We start from the raw sequence: 25,005 nt of genomic DNA, 5'->3' as shown, positions 1-25,005 counted from the left end.
CAGTCACTATGCTTAACGCTAAATATTTTGTGATGGGGATCACAGATGAGCCTGGATACTGAAATAGTCGAAACACCGTTAGACGTGGATAAACCGGCGTGGGGCGCGGTGTTTGCCATGGCCTTTGGCGTGTTCGGCCTGATTACCGCAGAATTTCTGCCGGTCAGCTTGCTGACGCCGATCGCCGACACGCTACGCATCAGCGAAGGGCAGGCGGGACAAACCGTGACCGTCACTGCGCTGGTGGCGCTGCTCACCAGCCTGGTGATTGGCAACGTGACGCGCCAGCTCGATCGTCGCGTGGTGATGCTGGCCTTTACGCTGCTGCTGATTGCCTCCGCGCTGCTGGTGGCCTTTGCCGAGAATCTGCCAATGATTCTGCTGGCCCGCGTGCTGCTGGGCGTGGCGATTGGCGGCTTCTGGACGCTCTCGACCGCGATTACCATGCGTCTGGTGCCGAGCGATCAGGTGCCGCGCGCGCTGTCCATCGTGTTTAGCGGTATTTCGCTGGCGACCATTATTGCTGCGCCGCTCGGCAGCTATCTGGGCGGCATTATTGGCTGGCGTAACATCTTCATTCTGACCGCCGCATTAGGCGTGCTGGCGCTGCTGTGGCAGTTCTTCACCTTGCCCGCGATGCCGCCGATTAATAAAGCGCGCAGCGGTGGCGTGCTGGATCTGCTGCGTAAAAGCGTGATGCGCTGGGGCATGCTGGCGGTGATCATGATGTTTACTGGCCACTTCGCCTTCTTTACTTATCTGCGTCCGTTCCTCGAAGGCAGCGCGCAGCTGAACGTCAATCAGCTGTCGCTGGTGCTGCTGGCGTTTGGCGTGGCGAACTTCTTCGGTACTTCGCTGGCAGGATATCTGGTGACGCGCAGCGTATCGCTGACATTAACCGCGATGGCGCTGGTGATGAGCGTGACCGCGCTGCTGCTGGTGAGCTTCGGCGAGGTGTCGTGGCTGGTCGCGGCGGGCGTGGCGCTGTGGGGCCTGGCGTTTGGTTCGATGCCAACCGGCTGGTCAACGTGGATATCCCGCGCGGTGCCGGACGATGTGGAATCAGGCGGCGGTTTGCTGGTCGCCACCATTCAGCTGGCGATCACCGCCGGTGCCGCAGCCGGCGGCTGGATGTTTGATCTGCAAGGCGCTGGCGGCGTGTTCCTCGCCAGCGGCGTGCTGATGCTGCTGGCGGCCATCACCATCTTCACCCGTGTTCGTCATCACGGCTGATGCGTCTGCAATCCGTAGCGGCGCAATTTATTGCGCGTCTTTGACCTTATATAAGGCAGAAAGGTGCGCGATTAATCGCGCCGCTACAGAGATGTGCGCTGTGCCTATCGCAGCCATATATCCTGCCTTTTAATTAAATGTCAGATTTTTAACCCTTTGCACAAAGGTTAATCCAAACGTGCTTTTTATGTTCAAAATATTCGAATGACAACGGCAAATCTCTCCGCTTTTTACTGATCAATTCTGCGCCTATTATATCTCTCAACAAGGCGATGACGCCTTACTCAATCAAACGTACATTAAGGAATTGACCATGAAAACCATCAAAACTTTTGCTGCTGTTGTTGCTCTGACCGTTCTGCCATTCGCTACCTTTGCGCAAAGCATCACTGCAACCGCTTCAACGCTGGATGGAGCAGAAGCGCAAATCGCTGCTCAGGCGCATGAAGCTGGTGCTTCGTATAAAGTGACCGAAGCCAACTTTAACAACGGCGTGCACATGACTGCGGAACTGACCAAATAAGTTGCATTAACGTTCTGTGCTGACAGGGTGCCTTCGGGCGCCCTGGCGGCGTTGGTAAGCCGATAAAATCCTGTCACTTTCCCTTCGAAATGATTACTATTCTCAAAAAGTAGCACCCTTCGTCGGCTCGCCTCGGGCTGTCTTTTTAACATTGGTTGTAATGTCGGGCTTTCACTTCACTGCCATCAGGCGGTGTTTTTGCTATGGAGAAGTTATGAAGGCGAATAAAAAATCGTGGGCGCTGCGTCCACTGCTGCTGGCAACAGCGCTGTTCTCAACCTCTGCGGTGATGGCGGCGGAGTCTCAGCCGTTCAACCAGGCGATCTCAAAAGGCGCTTACGAGTTGGCGTTCAGCAACAGCGATAATGCGCTGTTCCTGGCGACCGCGCAGAGCACCACCGACAAAAAAGGCGGCACCGTTTATCGTCTCGATCCGCAGGATCTGGCGGTAAAGCAAACCATCAACACCGATCTGCCGACCTTTGGCGCGGCGATCAACCAGAAAACCAACATTCTCTATTTGGGTAACACCCGCGATGCTGCACTGACTGCAGTGGATGCCACCAGCGGCAAGGTGATCAACACGCTGGTGCTGGATGGTCGTCAGCGCAGTGAAACCGTGCGTCCGCTGCAGCCGCGCCAGTTGGCGGTTGATCCGGCGACCGATCGCGTTTACATCACTGGCCTCGGTGAGCAGAGCGTGGTGTGGGTGGTGGATGGCAAAACCCTGCAACTGATCAGCACCGTGCCGAACACCGGTAAAATGGGCACCGGTTTAGCGATCGATTCTGCGGCGCAAAAACTGTACGTCACTAACTCCGATGGCGAACTGGTGACCATCAATACGCGCCTGAACGCGATTGAAAAGCGTCAGAAAATCGATGGCGACAACGATCACTTCTTCCTCAATATCTCGCTGGATACCAAAGGCCATCGCGCCTTCCTCAGCGACTCAAAACAACCGCAGGTGCTGGTGCTGGATACCCGCACTCAGCAGGTGATCCACAAGATCGATGTGCCGGAATCGCTGGCGGTATTGTTTAATGCCGATCGTGATGAGCTGTACGTCACGCACCGTAAAGCGGGCGAAATCAGTATCATCGACGCCAGCAGTTACAAAGTAAAACGCACGGTGAAAGCGCCGGGCCTGCCAAACAGCCTGGCGCTTTCCGCCGATGGCAAAACCCTGTTTGTCAGCATCAAGCAGCCGGGTTCACGCAAAGAACCACCAAAGAATCCAGATAGCGTGCTGCGTATCGCTTTATAAGCGGTAATAGTCTGAATTAAAGGGCGGCTTGTGCCGCCCTTTGCATTTCCGCACTTCGCTGCGCCTATTCTTTACGCACATACGCTACCTTGTAGGACGACAACACCAATGGAGAGGATGCAATGAGCCAGTTTTTTATGCATGAGAAAAACGATCTGGTTAACGAAGCCATCGAAGGGGTTTTGCTGAGTACGCCGTGGCACAACCTCAGTCGCCTCGATCTCGGTGATGAGATTCGCGTGGTGGTGCGTTCGGACTGGGATAAAAGCAAAGTGGCGCTGATCTCGGGCGGCGGTTCTGGCCATGAACCGGCGCATGCCGGATTTGTCGGCAAAGGCATGCTGACGGCGGCGGTGTGCGGCGATATCTTCGCCTCGCCGAGCGTCGATGCGGTGTTGAACGCCATTGTTAACGTCACCGGCGATGCCGGTTGCCTGCTGATTGTGAAGAACTATACCGGCGACCGTCTTAACTTCGGACTGGCGGCAGAGAAAGCCAAAAACCTCGGCTACAAAGTTGAGCTGGTGATGGTGCAGGATGATATCGCGCTGCCGGAAAACCCGCAGCCACGCGGCATCGCCGGGACTGTGCTGGTGCACAAAATTGCTGGCTTTGCGGCGGAGCAGGGACAATCGCTGGATGAGGTCAAAGCGCTGGCGCAGCGCGCGATTGATGCCACATCGTCCATCGGTTTGGCTTTTGCCACTTGTCATGTGCCGGGCGAAAAACGCGATGAGCGCGTCGAGCCCGGGCACAGCGAGCTCGGCATGGGCATTCACGGCGAGCCGGGTGTAATCACGCTGGATACGCAAGACAGCCGCCAAATCACCAGCATCATGACCGATAAACTGGCGCAGGCGCTGCCGGACGGCAAGCAAGCGCTGTTGCTGATCAACAATCTCGGTGGCTTCTCGCAGCTGGAGCTGGCGCTGTTAACGCGTGAAGTGTTGCAGTCGCCGCTGGCGGCACGCATCACGCATCTGCTGGGGCCGGCAACGCTGGTCAGCGCGCTGGATATGAAAGGTTTTTCGCTGACGCTGCTGGCGCTGGAGGTGCCGTTCCTTGAAGCGTTAAACGCGCCGGTTCAGGTGCTGGGTTGGGTGCCGGTGTATGACTTTGCGCCGATCAGCCTGCAACGTGCAGAGAAAATCGGCAGCGTGCTGGATTTTGATGCCTCTGAGAATGCGGAGGTGGCGCGCATCGTCGCCAGCGTCACGCAGACGCTGATCGATCTGGAAAGCGAGCTGAACGCGCTCGATGCCAAAGTGGGCGATGGCGATACCGGCTCAACCTTTGCCGCCGGGGCGAAGAAAATTCAGCGCGGCCTGCAGGAAAAACAGCTGCCGCTGGATGAGCTGCCAACCTTGCTGGCGCTGATTGGCGAGCAGCTGGCGACGGTGATGGGAGGATCGAGCGGCGTGTTGATGTCAATTCTGTTCACCAGCGCCGGCCAGCAGCTGGAAGAGGGCAGCGCGCTGCCGCAGGCCTTGATGCACGGGCTGGAGCGCATGAAACATTACGGCGGCGCGCAGCCGGGTCATCGTACGTTGGTGGATGCGCTGCAACCAGCGCTGGAAGCGTTAGTGGCGGGCGAGTCGCTGGCTGCGGCGGCAGAAGCGGCGCAGAAAGGCGCCGACGCCACTGCGCAGATGCAGAGCGCCAAAGCGGGGCGTTCCGCGTATCTGAACCAGCAGAGTCTGGATGGCGTGAAAGATCCGGGCGCGTATGCGATTGAGAAGGTGTTTGCGGTGTTGGCGGGTTAAACAGAGTGCGCCTGGCCCCTCACCCAAACCCTCTCCCGCAAGCGGGAGAGGGGACTGACCGAGCACATATTTGACATTTGGCAGTGTCTCCCTCTCCCCGTGGGAGAGGGCCGGGGTGAGGGCACCAGACCGCACCGCACTACCACCTTACTCCGCGGCTTCGCGCATCATCTCTTCGTGTGGAATATCCTGCAAAATCTGCTCGAAACTGCGCAGACGTTTATAGATCGACATCAGCGTAATCAGCGTTGACCACGACGTGATCAAATACTGGAACGACGAGCGCACCTGATCAAACACATTGGTGATCTGGTTCAGCAGACCGAGCGTAATGGTACCCGCCACAATCGACGGGAACAGCACAAACAGCCCGAACACGTTATCCACCTGCAGATACATAATGCGGGTGATGTTGAAGTACAAATAGTGGAAATAGAGGCGGAAATAGTTCTGACGCACGCGGCTAAACAGCTCCTGCACCGTCGGCGGTGAGGCGCGTTCAGGATCGTCTTCGCCATATACCAGCTCTTTACGGTAGGCCGCTTCCACCCGCTGATTGCGGAACTCCAGCCCCGGCAGTTTAATCCCCACCAGCGCCAGCAGCGCGGTACCAAACAGCGACCACAGCAGCGCGGCAATCACCAATGCATACGGAATGCTGCCAAGAATGGGCACCTCTTTCACATGGTGCGACAGCGTGACCAGCACCGGCAGGAACGCCACCAGCGTCATAATCGCCTGAATAAAGTTGATGCCCCAATCCTGCAACGTGCCAGCGAAGCGCATGGTGTCTTCCTGTACACGCTGTGCCGCCCCCTCAACCAGACGCAGACGCTGCCAGTTGTGCATGTAGTAATTGTTCATCGCGGTACGCCAGCGGAATACCCAATGGCTGACGAAGAACGAGTTCATCACGCCAATCACCACCGCAATCAGCGCGATACCGAGAAACGCCAGCACTTGCACATAGAACTGGTGGATGGCGACGGAACCGGCTTTGGTCAGCGCCTGTTGAATCATGTCGTAGAACGGGCCGTACCAGGCGTTAACGCCCACGCCGACCTGCACGCCAAACCAGGTGACAAAGATGATCAGAATTGAACCCCAAACCGACCAGCGCTGCCACGGATGGTTATCAATCACGCGCCACGCCAGCGCAAAGAGGCCAGCAACGATCCAGTAATAGGCATAAAACCACAGTTGGCTGATGTGAATAAAACGGCTGGCATTGGTTGGCAAAGGTTCGTGCATCGCCGCCTGTAGTGCAGGCCAGCGCGCCGGGAAATCACTGAAAAAGCCAAACCAGGCAAAAATCGCCAGCAAACTCCAAATCGCAGCTGAGCTGAAAAACAGCGTTGGCCGCGGAAAAAAGGACTTAAACATAGGCACTCCGCTGTTGTGTGTACGCTTTTATACCGCTTCAGACCTCTATCTGTCTGTTGTGGGTTGTATCTGACGATGTCAGTTTCGCCGCTGCGATGTAAAACGACAGCGGCAATTGTTAAGTAATTAGTGCGAATTTGTTTCTAACAACTAAATTATCCACAGCAATGGTGTTACAATATTTGCACTGTTACCGGTAACAGTGCTGCTGTATCCCTTAAGCTATCAATAAAAAAACAATACAACGCAACTACTTAACTTTCATGCCGCATTATATGTGGTACTGAGGCAATGTCATGTCAGAACAAAAAAATGGTCACACTCGCAGGGATTTTCTGCTGAGAACCATCACCCTGGCGCCGGCAATGGCGGTGGGCAGTACGGCGATGGGCGCACTGGTGGTACCAATGGCCGCTGGGGCAGCAGAACAAAACGCATCACCACAACAGGCGCGTAGCTACCAGCCCACCTGGTTCACCGCCGAAGAGTTTGCCTTTATCACTGCGGCCGTGGCGCGCCTGATCCCCAACGACGAACGCGGTCCTGGCGCACTGGAAGCCGGCGTGCCGGAATTTATCGATCGTCAAATGAACACGCCGTATGCCACCGGTAACAACTGGTACATGCAAGGTCCGTTCAATCCCGATCTGCCAAAAGAGTTAGGTTATCAGCTGCCGCTGGTGCCGCAGCAGATCTACCGTCTCGGCCTCGCCGATGCCGATGGCTGGAGCAAAAAACAGCATGGCAAAGTGTTTGCCGAGCTGACGGGCGAACAGCAAGACGCGCTGCTGACCGCGTTTGAAAGCGGCAGCGCCGAGTTCCCGCAGCTGCCGGCGAAAACCTTCTTCTCCTTCCTGCTGCAAAACACCCGCGAGGGTTATTTCAGCGATCCCATCCACGGCGGCAACCAGGGCATGGTGGGCTGGAAGCTGATTGGCTTCCCAGGCGCGCGCGCTGACTTTATGGATTGGGTAGAACGCGGTGAACGTTATCCGTTCCCGTCAGTGGATATTCGCGGGGAGAGGACGTAAGCGTGGCAAATGAATTGAAAAAAGTGGATGCGGTCGTCGTCGGTTTCGGCTGGGCGGGTGCCATCATGGCGAAAGAGCTGACCGAAGCGGGCCTGAATGTGGTGGCGCTGGAGCGCGGTCCGCATCGCGATACCTACCCGGATGGATCTTATCCGCAGTCGATTGACGAACTGACCTATAACATCCGCAAAAAGCTGTTCCAGGATCTGTCGAAAAGCACCGTAACGATTCGTCACGATGCCTCGCAAACCGCCGTACCTTATCGCCAGCTGGCAGCGTTTCTGCCCGGCACTGGCACCGGCGGCGCGGGTCTGCACTGGTCAGGCGTGCATTTCCGTGTTGACCCGGTAGAACTGAACCTGCGCAGCCATTACGAGCAGCGTTACGGTAAAAACTTCATCCCGGAAGGCATGACGATCCAGGATTTCGGCGTCAACTATGACGAGCTCGAACCCTTCTTCGATCAGGCCGAGAAAGTGTTCGGCACTTCGGGCAGCGCCTGGTCAATCAAAGGCAAACTGCTGGGCAAAGAGAAGGGCGGCAACCCGTACGCGCCAGATCGTTCCAGCGATTTCCCGCTGCCGGCGCAGAAGCGCACCTACTCGGCACAGCTGTTCGCGCAAGCGGCGGAATCGGTGGGTTATCACCCTTATGATATGCCGTCGGCCAACACCTCAGGCCCCTACACCAACACCTACGGCGCACAGATGGGCCCGTGCAACTTCTGCGGTTTCTGCAGCGGTTACGCCTGCTACATGTATTCCAAAGCCTCGCCGAACGTCAACATCCTGCCCGCTCTGCGTCAGGAACCGAAGTTCGAGCTGCGCAACAACGCCTACGTGCTGCGCGTTAATCTGACCGACGATAAAAAGCGCGCCACCGGCGTGACCTATCTCGATGGTCAGGGCCGCGAAGTGGTGCAGCCTGCGGATCTGGTGATCCTGTCGGCGTTCCAGTTCCACAACGTGCACCTGATGCTGCTCTCCGGCATTGGCAAGCCATATAACCCGATTTCCAACGAAGGTGTGGTTGGGCGTAACTTCGCCTATCAGAACATCTCGACGCTGAAAGCGCTGTTCGACAAAAACACCACCACCAACCCGTTTATCGGTGCCGGTGGCGCAGGTGTGGCGGTGGATGATTTCAACGCCGACAACTTCGATCACGGTCCGCACGGCTTCGTGGGCGGTTCGCCATTCTGGGTGAACCAGGCCGGTACCAAGCCGATTTCCGGTTTGCCGACGCCGAAAGGTACGCCAAACTGGGGCAGCCAGTGGAAATCCGCGGTCGCGGATACCTACAACCATCACATCTCGATGGATGCGCACGGCGCGCACCAGTCGTATCGCGCCAACTATCTCGATCTCGATCCGAACTACAAAGATGCCTACGGCCAGCCGCTGCTGCGTATGACCTTTGACTGGCAGGATAACGACATCAAGATGGCGCAGTTCATGATCGGTAAGATGCGCAAAATCACCGAAGCGATGAACCCGAAAATGATCATCGGCGGCGCGAAAGGGCCGGGCTCGCACTTCGACACCACCGTGTATCAAACCACGCACATGAGCGGCGGCGCGATCATGGGTGAAGATCCGAACACCAGCGCGGTGAACCGTTACCTGCAGAGCTGGGATGTGCCGAACGTGTTTGTGCCAGGTGCGTCGGCGTTCCCGCAGGGACTCGGCTACAACCCAACGGGCATGGTCGCCGCGTTGACCTATTGGTCAGCCAAAGCGATTCGTGAACAGTATCTGAAGAACCCCGGCCCGCTGGTACAGGCATAAGGAACACGGCGATGATCAAAAGCATTTTAGCCCTGTTTCTGGGCACCATGACGTTCGCCGCAGTGGCGGACGAAGCAGGTTCGGACGCGTTGGTGAAGCGCGGTGAGTATCTGGCGCGCGCGGGCGACTGCGTGGCCTGTCACAGCGCGCAGGGCGGCCAGCCGTTTGCCGGTGGACTGCCGATGGCGACGCCGATCGGCACCATTTACTCCACCAACATCACGCCGGATAAAACCACCGGGATTGGTGACTACAGCTACGACGATTTCCAGAAAGCGGTGCGTCACGGCGTAGCGAAAAACGGCGACACGCTTTATCCGGCGATGCCGTATCCGTCTTACGCGGTGGTCAGCGATGACGACATGAAGGCGCTCTACGCCTACTTCATGCACGGCGTGCAGCCGGTGGCGCAGGCCAACAAAGAGAGCGACATTCCGTGGCCGCTGTCGATGCGCTGGCCGTTGTCCATCTGGCGCGGCATCTTTGCGCCGGATGTGAAAGCGTTCCAGCCGGCGGCACAGGAAGATCCGCAACTGGCACGCGGTCGCTATCTGGTGGAAGGTCTCGGTCACTGTGGCGCTTGCCATACGCCGCGTAGCATCACCATGCAGGAAAAAGCGCTCAACAATGGCGAAGGCAATAACTATCTCGCCGGCAGCAGCGCACCGATTGATGGCTGGACCGCCAGCAACCTGCGTGGCGATAACCGCGATGGCTTAGGCCGCTGGAGCGAAGAGGATCTCAGGCAGTTCCTGCGCTTTGGCCGCAACGATCACACTGCGGTGTTTGGTGGCATGACCGATGTGGTGCAGCACAGCCTGCAGTATCTGAGCGATGACGATATCAGCGCGATTGCTAAGTATCTGAAATCCCTAGGCGCGAAAGATCCGAATCAGGCGGTGTTTAAGCAGGATGATGCGGTGTCTCAGGCGTTGTGGAAAGGTGACGACAGCCAGCCAGGCGCATCGACTTATGTCGATAGCTGCGCGGCGTGCCACAAAACCGACGGCAGCGGCTATCAGCGCTTCTATCCGGCGCTGCGCGGCAATCCGGTGGTGATGGCAGATGATCCGACCTCGCTGATTCACATCGTATTGGTCGGCGGCACTTTGCCTGGCGTGAAAGGCGCACCGACGGCGATCACCATGCCAGCGTTCGGCTGGCGTCTGAACGATCAGCAGGTGGCGGATGTGGTGAACTTTATCCGTGGCAGCTGGGGCAATGGCGTGAAGTCGAGCGTGTCGGCGAAAGATGTGGCCGAGTTGCGTAAAGATGAAACCGTGCAGCCGAAGCAGGGTAATGCGGATATTAAGGTGTTGGAAGGGCAGTAATATTAATGGAGGCCGGTATGGCCTCCATTTTTTAATCATGTACACTTATCAAAATATCCTCACTCCTTTAATATTATCTTACTTTAAGTATTTATGTAAAATTAAATGTGGTTTGTTTGATTTTTACATAATTAAATTTTTTATATATTGGTATGCTTTTTTTTAATTTTGCGATAGTGAGGGGTAATGTGAAGCGATTAACTTTGAGTATTGTTTTTTTATTATTATCTTATTGATTGCTCTTCTTTTTTTTAAGACCGTTCTGTTATTTTATTATTATGTAATTATTTAAAATCCGGACCTCAAGATGAGTTTATATAATTTGTTAACAAATTAACACAAGGAGTTGTTATGTTAAAATCTTATGATCCCACTCTGCCAGGTCTGGAAATTTGGGTAAATACGCCGTATCAATACTGGAAAGGAAATTATATTGATGTAAAAAATGGTACCGTTGAGTTTACTATTAATGGAAAAACATTCCGGACCAAAGTTGCAGAAAACGGTGATTGGGAATTCCAGTTGCCTCTCCAACTGGCTGAAGGTGGACATAATGTTGCCATCCGTTTTTATGATGCAGCGGGTAATCGTGGTGATGTTTATCAATCACGCATCAATGTTGATCTCAGCGCACCGGATAAGCCTGGTATCACAAGTGTTATGGATGATGTGGGGAGTGTTAAGGGGCCAGTTGGAAATAAGGGATTTACTGATGACCCTAAGCCGACGATTTCTGGTTATGCCGAGCCAGACAGTATTGTTCGTGTATACAGCAATGGCATCTTATTGGGTAGTGTGCAGGCTGAGAAAAATGGCCAGTGGACAATGGAACCTAAATTGAGTGATGGTGAACACCGTATCTACATCACCGCTACCGATCGTTTTGGTCAAGTCAGTGAAGATTCTGATGTCTTCACGCTATTTATCAATGAACCCACCATCAATAAACCTCAATTGCTGGAGGTGTATGACAATTACGGCCAGGAAACCGGTGTCATCAAACATGGCGAAAATACAGATGATCTTCGTCCATCACTGAGTGGTAATGCGCCAGTTGGCGCCGAATCCGTACATATTTATGTTAATGGAAAGCGCGTAGGGATTGCTCCGGTTGAGAATGGAAAGTGGGATTGGGAAGCAAACTCAGATGTTCTGCACTATGGCAAAAACAGCATTACTCTGCGTTCGCAGAACAACCGAGGTGAATTAAGCCAGCCAACCGCAGCGTTTGACGTGATTGCAGTTGCCCCCACTACCGTGAAGATTGAGTATGCATGGGATAATTTCGGTAATTCGCAGGGCAAACTCGCTTCTGGTGCTGACACCGATGATTTTACGCCATCCTTTAGTGGCAGTGCTGAAGCTCACAGTATTGTCTACCTTCATGCGCGTCATCAAAATGGCAGCTGGTCCCTTAAAGGCAGTGCCGTAGCCGATGCAAACGGATTCTGGAATATTGAAGTAGCTGAGCTGACTAACGGCAATGGCGTGTATGATTTCCAGGCATCTAACTCAACGAGTTATAACGGTAAGAGTGGCGAATTCTCTCTCCAGATCAATGCATATGTGCAACCAGTCATTGATTCCGCCTACGACAATAATGGCTACGTTCAGGGCACTATCCAGAACGGTGGTCGTACCGACGATTTGACGCCAACCCTGAAAGGGCATGCCACTGCTAACAGTATTGTCTACATTCATACTAAACATGAAAAGGGCACCTGGGTGGTCAGCGGCAGTGCGAAGGTCAACGCTCAGGGAGAGTGGACATTTGATTTACCGCAGCTTTCCGCCTATGGCAACTACGATTTCGAGGCCTCCAGCAGCGCGACACGCGATCCAAAAGCAGCGACTTTCACGTTGTATGCGGGCCCGGACGTGCAGATTACGCCGGTCATTGATTCTGCCTACGACAATAATGGCTATCTTCAGGGCACCATCCAGAACGGCGGGCGTACCGACGATCTGACACCAACCCTGAAAGGGCATGCCTCTGCTGGCGCGATTGTCTACGTTCATACTAAACATGAAAACGGTACCTGGGTGGTCAGCGGCAGTGCCAAGGCCAACGCCCAGGGGGAGTGGACATTTGATTTACCTCAGCTGTCCGCCTACGGCAACTATAATTTCGAGGCCTCTGGCAGCGCGACACGCGATCCAAAAGCCGCGACTTTCACGCTGTATGCGGGCCCGGACGTGCAGATTCCACCGGTCATTGATTACCTCATCGACAACAACGGTCTGAGGCAGGGCACAATCGAGCATAATGGCCGAACCGATGACCTGACGCCAACTCTGAAAGGGCATGCCTCTGCGGGCGCAATTGTCTACATTCATGCCAAGCATGAAAGCGGCAAATGGTGGGTTAGCGGCAGTGCGAAAGCGGATGCCAAAGGTGAGTGGTCATATGATATGCCGCAACTGCCTAATTACGGCATCTACGATTTTCAGGCTTCGGGCAGCGTGACCCACGATCCCAAAGCCGCTACTTTCACGTTGTATGCGGCTCCTGATGCTCCGGTGATTGATTCCGTTTACGACAATATTGGCCTGATCAAGGGCACCATTGCGAACAGTGGACGTACCGACGACCTGAAGCCAACCCTGAAAGGCAGTGCCCCTGCTAACGATACCGTCTACGTTTATGCTAAGCATGAAAATGGTACATGGTGGATAAGTGGCAGCACGAAAGCCAACGCCAAAGGAGAGTGGGCATATGATATGCCGCAGTTGACTGCCTACGGCACCTACGCATTCCAGGTCTCTGGCCGTGAAGTACGCGATCCCAGCGCCAGCATTTTCTCGCTGTATGCCGCGCCTGATAGTTTGGTTGTTCCGGTCATTGTTTCTGCCCATGACAACAATGGTCTGCTCCAGGGCAGTGTTGAGAACGGTGGCCGGACTGACGATTTGACGCCGACCCTGAAAGGCTATACATCGGCTAACAGCACCGTTTACATTCATGCCAGGCATGACAACGGCACATGGTGGATCAGTGGCAGTGCGAAGGCTAATGCCAATGGCGAATGGACATTTAATGTGCCGCAGCTCACCGCATACGGCAGGCACGATTTCCAGGTATCCGGCAGCACGGTACGGGATCCTAAAGCGACTATTTTCACCTTTGACGCCAAACCCGATAGTTTTACATCCGAAATGAATGGCATTTCATACGATTACTCAGCTGACTTACTCGCTACCAGCAGCCAAAAATCGATTGTGAATATGGCTAATAGCACTGCTGGGAATACACTGAGTATTAATGTCAGTGACATCCTTAGCGCGGGTAGCAAAGATCTCTTTATTCAGGATGGCAAAACGCAAATGGTGGTGCACGGCAATAAAAATGATGTCATTAAGCTTGATGATTTGTTAGGCAATGGCATTGATGAAGGTGATTGGCATCGGCAGAAAGGAAATGTATCAGTGGAAGGCTTGAAATATCAGATATATACCCACGACGGCTTGGATGTTGAATTACTGGTAGAACAAGGCGTGAAAATCGATCTGGTTTAACCGCGTCTAATCATGGCGGCAATATTGGCCGCCATTTCTTTATTAGTCTTCAAATATTCTCCAAATCCATCCCACGGGTCTTCGGCCCGTAAATCCCCACCGACAGCATCACAATCAGCATGCTTAGCACGATAAAGGCGATCACGCCCTGGCTGCCGGCATACTGCAAAATAAGGCCAATCAAAATACTGCTGAACACCGTCGACAGGCGGCTAAACGAGTAGCAGAAACCCACCGCGCGGGCGCGAATGTGCGTCGGGAAAATCTCGGTCTGATAAGCGTGATAGCTGAAGGTTAGCCATGCATTGCTGTAAGTGATCAGGAAACCACAGATGATCATCAGCACCGGATGGGTCATAAACGCAAACAGCGTGCCGAACACCACCGTCATCAGCGATGAAAACACGATCTGCCATTTATTCTCGAGCTTATCGGCGTAGCGGCTGCAAATCAGCGAGCCGAGCGGGTAGGCCAGCGTAATGAAAAACGCATACAGCAGGCTGTGCGTGACGGTGGCGCCTTTGCCCGACAGCAGTGCCGGCAGCCAGTTGCCGAAGCCAAAAAAGCCAATCGCCTGAAAGAAGTTCATCACCACCAGCATCAGCGTGCGCTGGCGATAGGCCGGTGCCCAAATCTCGCTGAAACGCCCTTGCTTATGTTGCTCAGGTGCGAACTGTCCCCCATCCCGGCCTTCCTCCGCAACAGGGGGAAGGGGAGAAGCGATACCACAGCGCTTTTCCATCGCACTCAGCACCTGATGCGCTTCCTGATGTCGTCCTTGTTGCGCCAGCCAGCGCGCCGATTCGGGCAGGTTTTTTCGAATCAGCCAGATCACCAGCGAGCAGACCGCACCGGCAATCACCACCCAGCGCCAGCCTTCAAGGCTGAGAATGGTTTGCGGCACCAGCCACCACGACATCAGCGCCACCGTCGGTACCGACAGGAACTGGATAAAGAAGGAGAAGGCGAACGCGCGGCTGCGCAGATGCGCCGGCACCCATTCGGAAAGATAGGTATCGATGGTCACCAGCTCGACGCCGAGGCCAATGCCGACCAGGAAGCGGAACAGGATAATCATCTCTGCGCTCTGCTGGAACGCCATCAGCAGCGAAAACGCGCCGTACCACGCCAGCGCGCACATAAAGGTCAGGCGGCGACCAAAACGGTCGGCGTAGGGCGCAAGCAAACTCGCGCCGACAAACAAACCGAGGAAGGTGGCCGAGGCAAATGCGGCCTGGTCGGCGATGCCGAACACGCCCGCAGAACCGGTATGAAACACGCCCGCCGCCACCAGGCCGGAGCTGATATAGCCGGTTTCAAACAGATCGTAGAGCTCAAAGAAGCCGCCCAGCGCCAGCAGCGTGATAAAGCGCCACAGGCCGGCGGACGAGGGCAGCGCATCAATGCGCCCGGCTAAGGTGCGGCGATCCGCGCTCATGTGATCGTTCGCCATCCCTGTCGACGTGATGGTTGTCATTATTATGTATACCTCGGTGTTAGCAGAACCCGCTGACGGCTGAGATGGGTTTTAAAAATAATTAACCGTTAGCAAGCGAAGGAATAGCAGGATAATAAATTCGCTGAGAGTTGCCGAGAGGCAGGACGGTGACATTTTGGCAACATACGTTGCAGTTCACAGAAAAGTGATCGCCATCCGTGGCGCAGGCTTAGTGCAGGCTTGGGTAGACGCCGGGACCGATCGGTAAACCCAGCGCGTACCACGCCAGCAGCAGCACAATCCAGGTGGTGAAGAACACCAGCGGATAGGGGAAGATCAGCACGTAATAGGTGCCCAGTTGCGCATCTTTTTGATAACGCTGCAGGAAGCCGAGGAACAGCGGCAGGAACGGCGACATCGGTGCCAGCGGCAACACCGCAGAATCGGCGATGCGGAAGATCATCTGGGCAAACGCCGGATGGAAGCCAAGCAGCATAAACATCGGCACAAATACCGGCGCCAGAATCGACCAGATCGCCGATCCGCTGGCGATAAACATGCACAGGAACGCCGACAGGAACATCAAGCCCATAAACGCCGGTGCGCCGCTGATGCCCGCGCTCTCCAGCACATCGGTCAGGCCGATGGCCATAAACTTGCCCATGTTGCTCCAGTTGAAGAAGGCCACGAACTGCGACAGCGGAAACACCATCACAATAAAGCCCGCCATGCTCTTCATCGGATCCACCAGCAGCTGCGGGATATCATCCGCGCGGCGAATCTGCTTGGTTACCGCGCCATAGGCAATCGCCACCACAAAGAAGAACAGGATGATGATTGGCACAATGCCCTGAATAAACGGCGAGGGAATAATGCCGCCGGTTTTTGGATTGCGCAGCGGCGCGTGTTCCGGCACCACCAGCAGCGCCATCAGCGCGATAAACACCAGCGCGGCGATGCCGGCGGCTTTCAGGCCGCGATTCTCCAGCGCGGTGAGCGGCGGCAGACGATCGCTATTGCCGCCGTTCCACGCGGGCAGGCGCGGCTCGACAAACTTATCGGTTAGCAGCGCACCGGCGATGGTCAGCACAATCACCGAACTGGCCATAAAGTACCAGTTGTCGATCACGCTAACGTGTACGGTGTCGCTCACCGCTTTGGCGGCTTCGCTACTGATGCCGGACAGCAGCACGTCGGTGGTGACAATCAGCAGGTTGGCGGTAAAACCGGACGCCACGCCCGCGATCGCCGCCATCAATCCCGCCACCGGATGACGTCCCACCGCGAGGAAGATCAGCGCGCCGAGCGGCGGCATTACTACCAGCGCGGCATCGGACGAAATGTGGCTGAAGAAGGCGATAAACAGCACCATGTAGCTGGCGTAGCGACGGCTCACGCGCGAAGCCATCTTCACCATCAGCGACTGCAGCAGGCCGACTTTTTCCGCCAGGCCGGCACCAATCACCAGCGCCAGAATCGATCCCAACGGCGTGAAGCCACTGAAGTTTTTGATGATATTGGGCAGGATCCATTGAATCCCTGCCACGCTCAGCAGGTTATTCACCCGCACCAGCTCGCCGTTGGCCGGGTTTTTCACCGCCACGTCGAGGCTGCTGAGCACGGCGGTGGCCACCATCAGCACCACAATCAAATAGACGAACAGTAAAAACGGGTTCGGCACTTTGTTGCCGACGCGTTCAATCCAGCTAAACAGCTTTCCAGGGCTGCGGTTCTCCGTTGTTATTTCCATGGCAGGTCCTCATCAGTCGTCTTATTGTGTTTGCAAGCCCTTCATACTTCGAGCTGCAGGTGCGTTGGCTGCGTGCGTGCACCCCAGTCACTTACTTGAGTAAGCTCCTGGGGATGCCCGCACTTGCCGCCTTCCTGCAGCTCGAATTATTTTGGGCTTTAGTTTTTATATTTTTTTTTGCCCGCGTTTATAAACGCGAGAGGTAAATCCTAGGACGTTAACTTCGACGGTGTGACATCCGCTGGAATCGGGCAGACGTAAGGCTGCTCGCGGCGTACGCGCTGGAACTCGTCGCGGCAGCGCGCCAGCGCCGCGTCATCCTGCAGCAAGGTCAGCGCGGTGGCGGCCATCACTTTGGCGGCCAGACACATGCCTTTGTGCGCAATGGACGTGCGGCCCTGCGCCACCAGCTGCCAGGTGTGCAGCGGCGTGCCGAAGGCGAAGCAGGGCGCAAAACATTGCGCGGTGGGCGTCACCCAACTCACATCGCCGACGTCGGTTGAGCCGTAAAGGATCTCGCGCGTCACCGCATAGGGCGCCACTTCATCCATCAAAATCTTGTCGCCCAGCGCCGCTGCCCAGGCAACGCCCGCTTCACCGCCGGTGCGCGCCGCATTGAGACGTGCGTTACGCAGATCGTCTTTGCTTAGCGTGGAGCGCATCTCGGCGGCAAACGCCTGTTCCGCTTGACTGTAGTCAGGCAAACCAAACTGATGCAAATAGCGCTCCATCACGCTTTCCAGTGCGCGATTCGGCACGTAATTGGAGCAGGCTTTATCGAAGCGCACCGTCATCTGCGTGTCGGTCATCAGCGCCGCGCCTTTGGCGATGTTGATGACGCGCTGATAGATATCCTGCGCTTGATCGAGCTGCGGCGCGCGAATCAGGTACAGCACTTCGGCATCGGCTTGCACCACATTGGGGGAGACGCCGCCGGCATTGGTCACCGCGTAGTGCAGACGCGCTTCCTGCACGATGTGCTCGCGTAGAAAGTTGGCGCCGGTGTTCATCAGCGTCACCGCATCCAGCGCGCTGCGCCCTAAATGCGGTGAGTTGGCCGCATGCGCCGCCACGCCTTTGAAGCGGAAGGCGGCCTGAATATTGGCCAGCGTGCTGAGGTTGAACATGCCGCTGAAACCTTCGGGATGCCAGGTCACCGCCGCGTCGACATCGTCGAACAAGCCTTCGCGCACCATAAAGGTTTTGCCGGAGCCGCCTTCTTCGCCGGGACAGCCGTAAAAGCGCAGCGTGCCGCGCTGGCCGTGTTGCGCCCACCAGGCTTTGATGGCGAAAGCGGCGGCCAAACCGGCGGTGCCGAGCAGATTGTGTCCGCAGCCGTGGCCGTTGCCGTTTTCCACCAGCGGCTGTGGCGTGGCGCACCCCGATTGCTGGCTTAAACCGGCCAGCGCATCGAACTCGCCGAGAATGGCGATCACCGGTTTGCCGCTGCCAATGCTGGCGATAAACGCGGTATCGATGTTGCCGACGCCGCGCTCCACGCGAAAACCTTCTTGCTCCAGCGCATCGGCCAGCAGTGCGGAGGACTTTGTCTCTTCAAAACGGGTTTCCGGTATGTCCCAGATGGCATCGCTGAGGGCGGCAAAACGTGGCTGATTTTGATTGATGTAGCGATCTATAAATTCGCTGTGGCTCATCGCTGGCCTCCAAACTGTGCGTGATTAAGGGCCAGCGTCGCCAGCGTTTGCACCGCGGTCGCCATGATCGCTTCGTCAAAATCGAACTTCGCGTTGTGATGGCCCGCCGCCAGATCGCAGCCGAAAATCACGTAGGAGGATTGGCCGCCGCGCTGCTGCACGCGTTCCAGCATGTAAGTGGCATCTTCCGAGCCCGCCGCCTGCTGTTTCGTATCGACCACTGAGGTGAAAATGCCCAGCGCCTCGGCCTGCTGGTGGATGAACGCCACCCATGGCGGGCTCGGTGTGCAGCTGCGCGCGCCGCCCATCAGCTTGACGTCATATTCCACGCCGTACATCGCCGCCGCACCGCCAATCACGCGCAGCGCCTGCTGATAGATATCGTCGTTAACCTGGTTGCTGACGCCGCGCGTTTCCACCTTCATCAGCGCGCAGTCGGGCACCACGTTGCGTCCGGTTCCGGCCTGCAATACGCCGACGTTGACGCGCGCCACACCGCCGCTGTGCTGCGGCAGGTTGTGCAGCGCCAGCGTGGCCTGCGCCGCCGCCAGCAGGGCGTTGCGGCCCTCTTCTGGTTTGCCGCCGGCGTGCGCGCCGACGCCGGTGAAACTGACGTCGAGTTTGGTGGTGGCGAGGAAGCTGTCGCTGCCACAAACGATTTCGCCGGCGGGCACGCCGGTACCAAGATGAATGGCGGTGAACAGATCGACATCATCCACCACGCCAGCGGCCACCATCGCCTTCGCACCGCGTACGCCTTCTTCCGCTGGCTGGAAAATGATTTTGATGGTGCCGCTCAGCTGCGCTTTCATCTCCATCAACACGCCCGCCAGCGCCAAACCGATGGTGGTGTGGCCGTCGTGACCGCAGGCGTGCATCATGCCGGGATTGCAGGAGGCAAAGCCTTCGCGCGTTGGCAGATGATCGGCGGCGTGGCTTTCGTTCTGATCGAGCGCATCCATATCTACGCGGAAACCCATCACCGGGCCGGGACGACCGGTTTCCAGTGTAGCGACCACGCCACAAAATCCGCCGGAGAAGTGTTTAATCCACTGCGGCAGCGCGCCTTGCTCCAGCGCGCGCGCTTCCTGTTGCGCCAGCACTTCATTAGAGGGCAATCCCATGCGCGAATCGGCATCGATCACCTCGCGGCCCAGCTTGAGTTGATAACCAAGACGATGGAGCTCTTCTGCCACCAGTGTGGCGGTGCGAAACTCCAGCCAGCCCGATTCGGCAAAGTGGTGCAGATCGCGTCGCCAGGTCTGCATCTGCGGGATGCGCGCGTTGACGAGGTCAGAAAGGGTTTTCATCGGCATTTCCTTTGTGTTGGTTTTTTATGCATTCATCCGAATCTACACATTGGTATTGCCGCGCATAAGATGCGAATATCTTGCTACTGATAAACAACGGTTATCACCAAACTATGTCTGCGAACCTCAAACTTCATCAGTTGCGCGCTTTTGTTGCTGTGGCGCGTCAGGGCAGCATCCGCGCCGCCAGCCGCTTGTCCGGGCTTTCACAGCCTGCGCTGACCAAAGCGATCCAGGAACTGGAGCTGGCGCTGGGCGCGCGCCTGTTCGAGCGGCGACAGCAGGGCGTTACGCTGACTGATATCGGTGATAACTTTTTCAAGCATGCCAGCCTGGTGCTGGAAGAGTTGCGGGTGGCGCAGGAAGATATTCAGCAGCGGCTGGGATTGGCCGGCGGGCGCGTCAATATCGGCGTGGGTGGCAGTATTGCGCGCACCGTCATGCCGCAGGTGATCAATCAGTTTCATCGCGAATATCCGCTGGTCAAGGTGCGGATTGTTGAAGGTCAGCTTGTTTCGATGGTGCATGAACTGCGTCAGGGCGAGCTGGATTTCACCATCAATACCTACGATAAAAATCATCTCGATCAGGAGTTAGTTTTTGAACGGCTGATGGAGCGCGATTATCAGGTGGTGATGCGCAAAGGGCATCCGATGGCGCATGCGCGCACGCTGGCCGAGCTGCAACACTGCGACTGGACCATGCCGACACCGCAAGGGAGCTATTATCGGCTGCTACACGATCTGTTTGGCGAGCGCGGCATGGCGCCGAAAATTGTCGTCACCTGCGAGACCTTTATGGCCTGCACCAGCCTGGTGGCGCAGAGCGATTTCGTCAGCATTATTTCGCGCGATGTGATTGAAGACCCGACGCACGGCGGCCAGCTGATTTCTCTCGTTCTCGACGAACCTTTACCGAAAGCCACTTTCTATCTTATCCAGCGCAAAGACACCGCGTTGACGCCGATGAGTGCCTACATGGCGCAGCTGTTCCGGCGCTGCTGTCAGCAAAGGTAAGAGTGCGGCCCGGCTCGCAACCGATTAAATAATGCGCACTACACTTGCAGTGGACATTCCCTTTATGGAGAACAGACCATGCAAGTTACCCCGTATGTGTTTTACAGCGGTCGCTGCGAAGAGGCGATTGCCTTCTACCTCGACGCCACCGACGGCGAGCTGCTGTTCAAGATGACCTATGGCGATATGCCGGATGAAACGCCGGTGGAGGATGAAGGTTGTATCTCGGGCGTGAGCTTTTCGCCGGAGCAGATCATGCATGCCCATCTGCGTATCGGGCAGGGTGAATTGATGATGAGTGACGGCGCACCGCAGGCGGCGTATGGCGGTTTTGCCGTGAGTTTATCCACGCCGGATGAGGCGCAAGGCAAGCGTTGGTTTGAGGCGTTGTCAGCGGGCGGTGAGGTGACGAAAAGCTGGGCACCGACGTTTTGGGCTAATGGCTTTGGCATGTTGACCGATAAGTTCGGCGTGCCGTGGATGGTAAATGCGTATAAGCCGCAGATTTGAGTAGAGGGTGCGCGCTGGCCCTCACCCTAACCCTCTCCCACAGGTGGGAGAGGGAACCGATCAAGCGAATTATTTCCTCTCCCACGGGTGGGAAAGGGAACCGATCGAGCCTATTTACTCCCTCGCCCGCTTGCGGGAGAGGGCCGGGGTGAGGGAAACCAACAACTTAGAAGTTGTAACCCACCACCAAATAGTAACCCCAACCGGTTGATTTCACTTCAAACGGGCCGTTACCGAAGTTCAGCTCCTGGCCGTCAGCCCACTGGCCGCCGTTGTGGAAATAACGCGCCACGGTAGAAACATGCCAGTGATCGTAGTTCAGCGACAGAATGTGGCTGGACGCAATCGAGTTGCTGGTGCGTGAACGATCGGACTTATCACGCAGATCTGAACCCCAGTCGAAGTTGGTAAAGCCGATATAGCTCAGCTTGCCGCCCCACAGATCGGTAATCGGCACAAAGTATTTCACCTTAAAGCGATAACCATCCCAGCTGTTTTCGTTCGCCGCACCGTAGTTTTCCCACTGGTATTTAGCGTAAACGTTCAGCGACAGGCCGATATCGCTGTGCGTATCGATGTCGGTGCCAAGACCCATGTACCAGGTGTTCTGACGGTTATCGCTGTTGCGACCCATGTCATAGATGTAGTTGTTAGCGAAGTACCACTCTTTAAACGGACCAAAAGAGAGATCGGTGCCGGTCAGCTTATCGATGGAGAAACGTGGCTCGATTTCCATGAACATCGGCGAACCGTGGTCGAACACGCCGTTAGCGTTGCTGTTGCCCACGCCGAAGAAGTTGGTCAGATCGAGGTAGCCATAGAAATCGAACCAATCCTTTTTGGCAAAGGCTTCATATTCCAGGTACACGTCGTTGTTGAACTGGGGTCCAAAACGGGTGTGGTAGCTGCCCACCACGTTCACGCTCTGATGCCACCAGTCAGAAACGTACTGCGGATCGCTGTCTGCTGCTTGTGCCGCACCAGTCCAGCTGCTGGCCAATAAGGCCCCTGCTATCAACGCTTTATATTTCATTATTGTTAACCACATGCTTTTGATCGCCGGGCCGTCGCCGCGATCGGGTGAAATTGATCCCAGGGGATGGGCAGTGAGTTGTCGTATCCGGTCTGCATCGCCAGATTTTCAAGCTTGCGTAATGTGCCTGTAACAGAGGCATAGAAAATAGATTTTGGTCACGTTTGTCAAAAAGTGTTGCAGTTTGATTCACTGGAAATGTGATCGTTATCACATTAAAGCCATGTAGCGAACGGAACCCCGCAACCGTTTACGTGTCGCGTACAGCTGGGAAAGTTATTGATGTAGGGAAAGGATGTAGCGGCGCGGTTTATCGCATTGTTTTGATGTCGCACCGTGCCCACAGCAACTTTGCGCAATAAATTGCGCCGCTACGGCACGGTGAAGTTTATGGCAATGTCACGCGCACCTGCAGGCCGGCAATCTGCCCCTGCGGATCGTGGCGGTTCGACAGCGCAACCTGCATCTGATGTTTCTGCGCTACGCTGCGCACAATCGACAAGCCCAGTCCGCTGCCTTGCGCCTGCACATCCGGCGAACGGGTGAAGCGGTCAAAGGCACGCTCGATAAAGGATTCCGCCATGCCGGGACCGTTATCGACGATATCCACCACGGTGTGATTGCCGACGCGATGCAGCAGCACATCGACCAAACTGCCTTCCGGCGTATGCAGCATCGCATTGCCAATCAGGTTATCGAACAGGCTGCGCAGATCGGAGCGGCTGGCGTGCAGGCGATAGTGTGTGGTGCCGTTGAAGCCGATATCGATGCCGCGCTTATCCGCCACCACCATCAGTTGCTCAATGCTCTCTTTCAGCAGGTCGTCCAGTTCGATGCTTTCCACTGTGGCGACCACCGATTGATCTTCCTGACGCGAGATATTCAGCAGCTGCGTCACCAGATGGCGCGTGCGCGTCACGCCCGCTTCCAGCTGGTCAAACTGGCGGCTGGCTTCACCGGGTTGGATATGTTGCCGCAGATTCTCCAGCTGCAAAGTCACGGCGGTGACCGGCGTGCGCAGCTCATGCGCCGCATCTTCAAGGAACTGGCGCTGTGATGACCAGGCCGCGCGCAGTCTATCCAGCAAGGCGTTGTAAGCTGCCACCAGCGGCAGCACTTCATCCGGTAAACCATCAGGTGAAACGCTATGCGGATGCAGGGTTTCCTGCGCTGCGATATGGCGCGACGCCACGCGTAAATCGCGCGTAATAGCACGCACCACCAGCCATATCACAATCAGTGAGAGCGGCATCATCAGCACCAGCGGAATGATGGCGGAGAGCGCTCGCTTGACCATGATACTTTTCATGTAGCCGATATTGTGTAGTACCTGAATGTTGCCAATTTCACTGCCCAGCTCGCCGGGTCGCGTATAGACACGCCATTCGCAGTCGTCGCCACAGTCTCCGACTTTCAAATCGGTCCAGCCTTTTTTCAGCTGCAATGGCGCATGCAGGCCCGGCCAGGAGCTGGCGCGCAGATGATTGCTTTCGTCCCACAACTGGACGATATAGGTGCTTTTCAGTTTCTCTTCATGCATCACCATCGGCATTAGGGCCGGCATACGTTGGCTGCTGGCCCACGCATCGGCGATCTTGGCGAGCTGGTCGTCTTTCATGGTGCCCATCATGTCGCCGTAGCAGTGATAGAAATACCAGGTGACGCCGCCAATCATCGCTAGATGCAGAATCACCAGCGTGGCGAGCAGCTTGTTACGCAGCGAGCGCATAAAGGTGAAAGGTTTCATATTGCCGGTACCCGCCAGCCAAGTCCGCGTACGTTGCGGATCACTTCGTTATCCAGTTTGCGACGCATTCCGTGGATCAGCACATCCACCGCGTTGCTGCTGACCTCTTCGCCCCAGCCGTAAATGCGGTTTTCTAACTGTTCGCGCGAAAGAATGGCGCCCGGCCGCTCCAGCAAGGCGTAGAGCAGGGCATATTCACGTGCGGTGAGCTGTTCGCGCTGACCTTTGTACAGCACCTCGCGCGTCATGATGTCGATCTGCACATCGCCGCTGCCGAGCAGAGAATCTGCTGCACCGTGGCGACGGCGGGTAATGGCACGCATACGTGCCAGTACTTCTTGCAGATCAAAGGGTTTCAGCAAATAGTCGTCGGCGCCGCTGTCCAATCCCTGAATACGTTGCTGCACGGTATCGCGGGCGGTGAGCACCAGCACCGGCGTCATGTCACCGCGCGTGCGCGCACGACGCAGCACCTGCAGGCCATCTTCACGCGGCAAGCCCAGATCCAGTAACACGCAGGTATAGCCGCCTTCAGCCCAGGCATTGCTGGCATACACGCCGTCGCGTACCCAATCCACCGACCAACCTGCCGCTTCCAGCGCTTGCTGCAGATTCGCGCCAATCATTTCGTCATCTTCTACCAGCAGCACACGCATGATGCCCTCCAACTTAACTGAACGCAGTGTAGCGACAGATAATTAGGCCAGAATTA

18 protein-coding genes are annotated in these 25,005 nt (G+C 56.1%); 10 read left to right on the top strand and 8 right to left on the bottom strand.

The window, feature by feature from the left end:
- The first annotated feature begins 45 nt into the window (after positions 1 to 45).
- The 4 genes from MWH02_RS17125 (at position 46) to MWH02_RS17110 (ending at position 4,786) form a co-directional block, all read left to right on the top strand.
- On the top strand, positions 46 to 1,233 hold the full coding sequence (locus MWH02_RS17125) for an MFS transporter (RefSeq protein ID WP_271461112.1): 1,188 nt from the start codon (positions 46 to 48) through the stop codon (positions 1,231 to 1,233).
- Between the two features lie 313 nt (positions 1,234 to 1,546).
- The gene (locus tag MWH02_RS17120) at positions 1,547 to 1,756 is read left to right on the top strand and encodes a YdgH/BhsA/McbA family protein (protein WP_101763034.1); all 210 of its coding nucleotides are present in this window, start codon (positions 1,547 to 1,549) and stop codon (positions 1,754 to 1,756) included.
- A 214-nt stretch (positions 1,757 to 1,970) separates the two neighbouring features.
- Positions 1,971 to 3,023 (top strand): 7-bladed beta-propeller protein YncE, encoded by a 1,053-nt coding sequence (gene yncE, locus MWH02_RS17115; RefSeq protein WP_271461111.1) that lies wholly within the window; start codon positions 1,971 to 1,973, stop codon positions 3,021 to 3,023.
- A gap of 122 nt (positions 3,024 to 3,145) precedes the next feature.
- Positions 3,146 to 4,786, top strand: a complete 1,641-nt coding sequence (locus tag MWH02_RS17110) for a dihydroxyacetone kinase subunit DhaK (RefSeq protein WP_271461110.1) — start codon at positions 3,146 to 3,148, stop codon at positions 4,784 to 4,786.
- 147 nt (positions 4,787 to 4,933) lie between these two features.
- Here MWH02_RS17110 and sbmA read toward each other — a convergent pair whose 3' ends face one another.
- The gene (gene sbmA, locus MWH02_RS17105; RefSeq protein ID WP_101762366.1) at positions 4,934 to 6,169 is read right to left on the bottom strand and encodes a peptide antibiotic transporter SbmA; all 1,236 of its coding nucleotides are present in this window, start codon (positions 6,167 to 6,169) and stop codon (positions 4,934 to 4,936) included.
- A 296-nt stretch (positions 6,170 to 6,465) separates the two neighbouring features.
- Between sbmA and MWH02_RS17100 the strand changes: the two genes are divergently transcribed.
- The 4 genes from MWH02_RS17100 (at position 6,466) to MWH02_RS17085 (ending at position 13,834) form a co-directional block, all read left to right on the top strand.
- Complete coding sequence (locus MWH02_RS17100; RefSeq protein ID WP_271461109.1) at positions 6,466 to 7,200, top strand: gluconate 2-dehydrogenase subunit 3 family protein; 735 nt, start codon at positions 6,466 to 6,468, stop codon at positions 7,198 to 7,200.
- A 2-nt stretch (positions 7,201 to 7,202) separates the two neighbouring features.
- Positions 7,203 to 8,987: a GMC family oxidoreductase gene (locus MWH02_RS17095; RefSeq protein WP_192412642.1), complete on the top strand. Its 1,785-nt coding sequence runs from the start codon at positions 7,203 to 7,205 to the stop codon at positions 8,985 to 8,987.
- Positions 8,988 to 8,998: 11 nt separating this feature from the next.
- Positions 8,999 to 10,318, top strand: coding sequence for a c-type cytochrome (locus MWH02_RS17090; RefSeq protein ID WP_101762363.1), 1,320 nt, complete (start codon positions 8,999 to 9,001; stop codon positions 10,316 to 10,318).
- A 351-nt stretch (positions 10,319 to 10,669) separates the two neighbouring features.
- Positions 10,670 to 13,834, top strand: coding sequence for an Ig-like domain-containing protein (locus tag MWH02_RS17085; protein ID WP_271461108.1), 3,165 nt, complete (start codon positions 10,670 to 10,672; stop codon positions 13,832 to 13,834).
- 49 nt (positions 13,835 to 13,883) lie between these two features.
- On the opposite strand, the gene MWH02_RS17080 is transcribed toward MWH02_RS17085, so the two are convergent.
- The 4 genes from MWH02_RS17080 to MWH02_RS17065 form a co-directional block, all read right to left on the bottom strand.
- A complete protein-coding gene (locus MWH02_RS17080; RefSeq protein ID WP_271461107.1) occupies positions 13,884 to 15,311 on the bottom strand; it encodes an MFS transporter in 1,428 nt (475 codons plus the stop codon).
- Positions 15,312 to 15,501: 190 nt separating this feature from the next.
- Entirely contained in the window at positions 15,502 to 17,022 is a 1,521-nt protein-coding gene (gene abgT / locus MWH02_RS17075) for a p-aminobenzoyl-glutamate transporter (protein ID WP_192235968.1), read from the bottom strand.
- A 209-nt stretch (positions 17,023 to 17,231) separates the two neighbouring features.
- A complete protein-coding gene (locus MWH02_RS17070) occupies positions 17,232 to 18,677 on the bottom strand; it encodes a M20 family metallopeptidase (protein ID WP_217550026.1) in 1,446 nt (481 codons plus the stop codon).
- On the bottom strand, positions 18,674 to 19,987 hold the full coding sequence (locus tag MWH02_RS17065; protein ID WP_271461106.1) for an amidohydrolase: 1,314 nt from the start codon (positions 19,985 to 19,987) through the stop codon (positions 18,674 to 18,676). The genes MWH02_RS17070 and MWH02_RS17065 overlap by 4 nt, the downstream gene beginning before the upstream one ends.
- 113 nt (positions 19,988 to 20,100) lie before the next feature.
- On the opposite strand from MWH02_RS17065, the gene MWH02_RS17060 reads away from it, so the two are divergent.
- Positions 20,101 to 21,003 carry a LysR family transcriptional regulator gene (locus tag MWH02_RS17060; protein WP_271461105.1) on the top strand — a complete coding sequence of 301 codons (903 nt, stop codon included), beginning with the start codon at positions 20,101 to 20,103 and terminating at the stop codon, positions 21,001 to 21,003.
- Positions 21,004 to 21,081: 78 nt separating this feature from the next.
- Positions 21,082 to 21,513: a VOC family metalloprotein YjdN gene (yjdN, locus tag MWH02_RS17055; protein ID WP_137384991.1), complete on the top strand. Its 432-nt coding sequence runs from the start codon at positions 21,082 to 21,084 to the stop codon at positions 21,511 to 21,513.
- A 166-nt stretch (positions 21,514 to 21,679) separates the two neighbouring features.
- On the opposite strand, the gene MWH02_RS17050 is transcribed toward yjdN, so the two are convergent.
- The 3 genes from MWH02_RS17050 to MWH02_RS17040 all read right to left on the bottom strand — a co-directional run bounded on the left by MWH02_RS17050 (position 21,680) and on the right by MWH02_RS17040 (position 24,949).
- On the bottom strand, positions 21,680 to 22,546 hold the full coding sequence (locus MWH02_RS17050; protein WP_101762354.1) for a nucleoside-specific channel-forming protein Tsx: 867 nt from the start codon (positions 22,544 to 22,546) through the stop codon (positions 21,680 to 21,682).
- 388 nt (positions 22,547 to 22,934) lie between these two features.
- The gene (locus MWH02_RS17045) at positions 22,935 to 24,293 is read right to left on the bottom strand and encodes a sensor histidine kinase (protein ID WP_137384992.1); all 1,359 of its coding nucleotides are present in this window, start codon (positions 24,291 to 24,293) and stop codon (positions 22,935 to 22,937) included.
- Entirely contained in the window at positions 24,290 to 24,949 is a 660-nt protein-coding gene (locus MWH02_RS17040; protein WP_008105599.1) for a response regulator, read from the bottom strand. Before MWH02_RS17040 ends, MWH02_RS17045 begins: the two co-directional genes overlap by 4 nt.
- Positions 24,950 to 25,005: the final 56 nt, after the last annotated feature.

The sequence above is a fragment of the Pantoea leporis genome (assembly GCF_028048155.1).
Taxonomy (GTDB): domain Bacteria; phylum Pseudomonadota; class Gammaproteobacteria; order Enterobacterales; family Enterobacteriaceae; genus Pantoea; species Pantoea leporis.
Note: the sequence above shows the minus strand (reverse complement) of the source record. Positions and strands in the feature narration are given on the sequence as shown.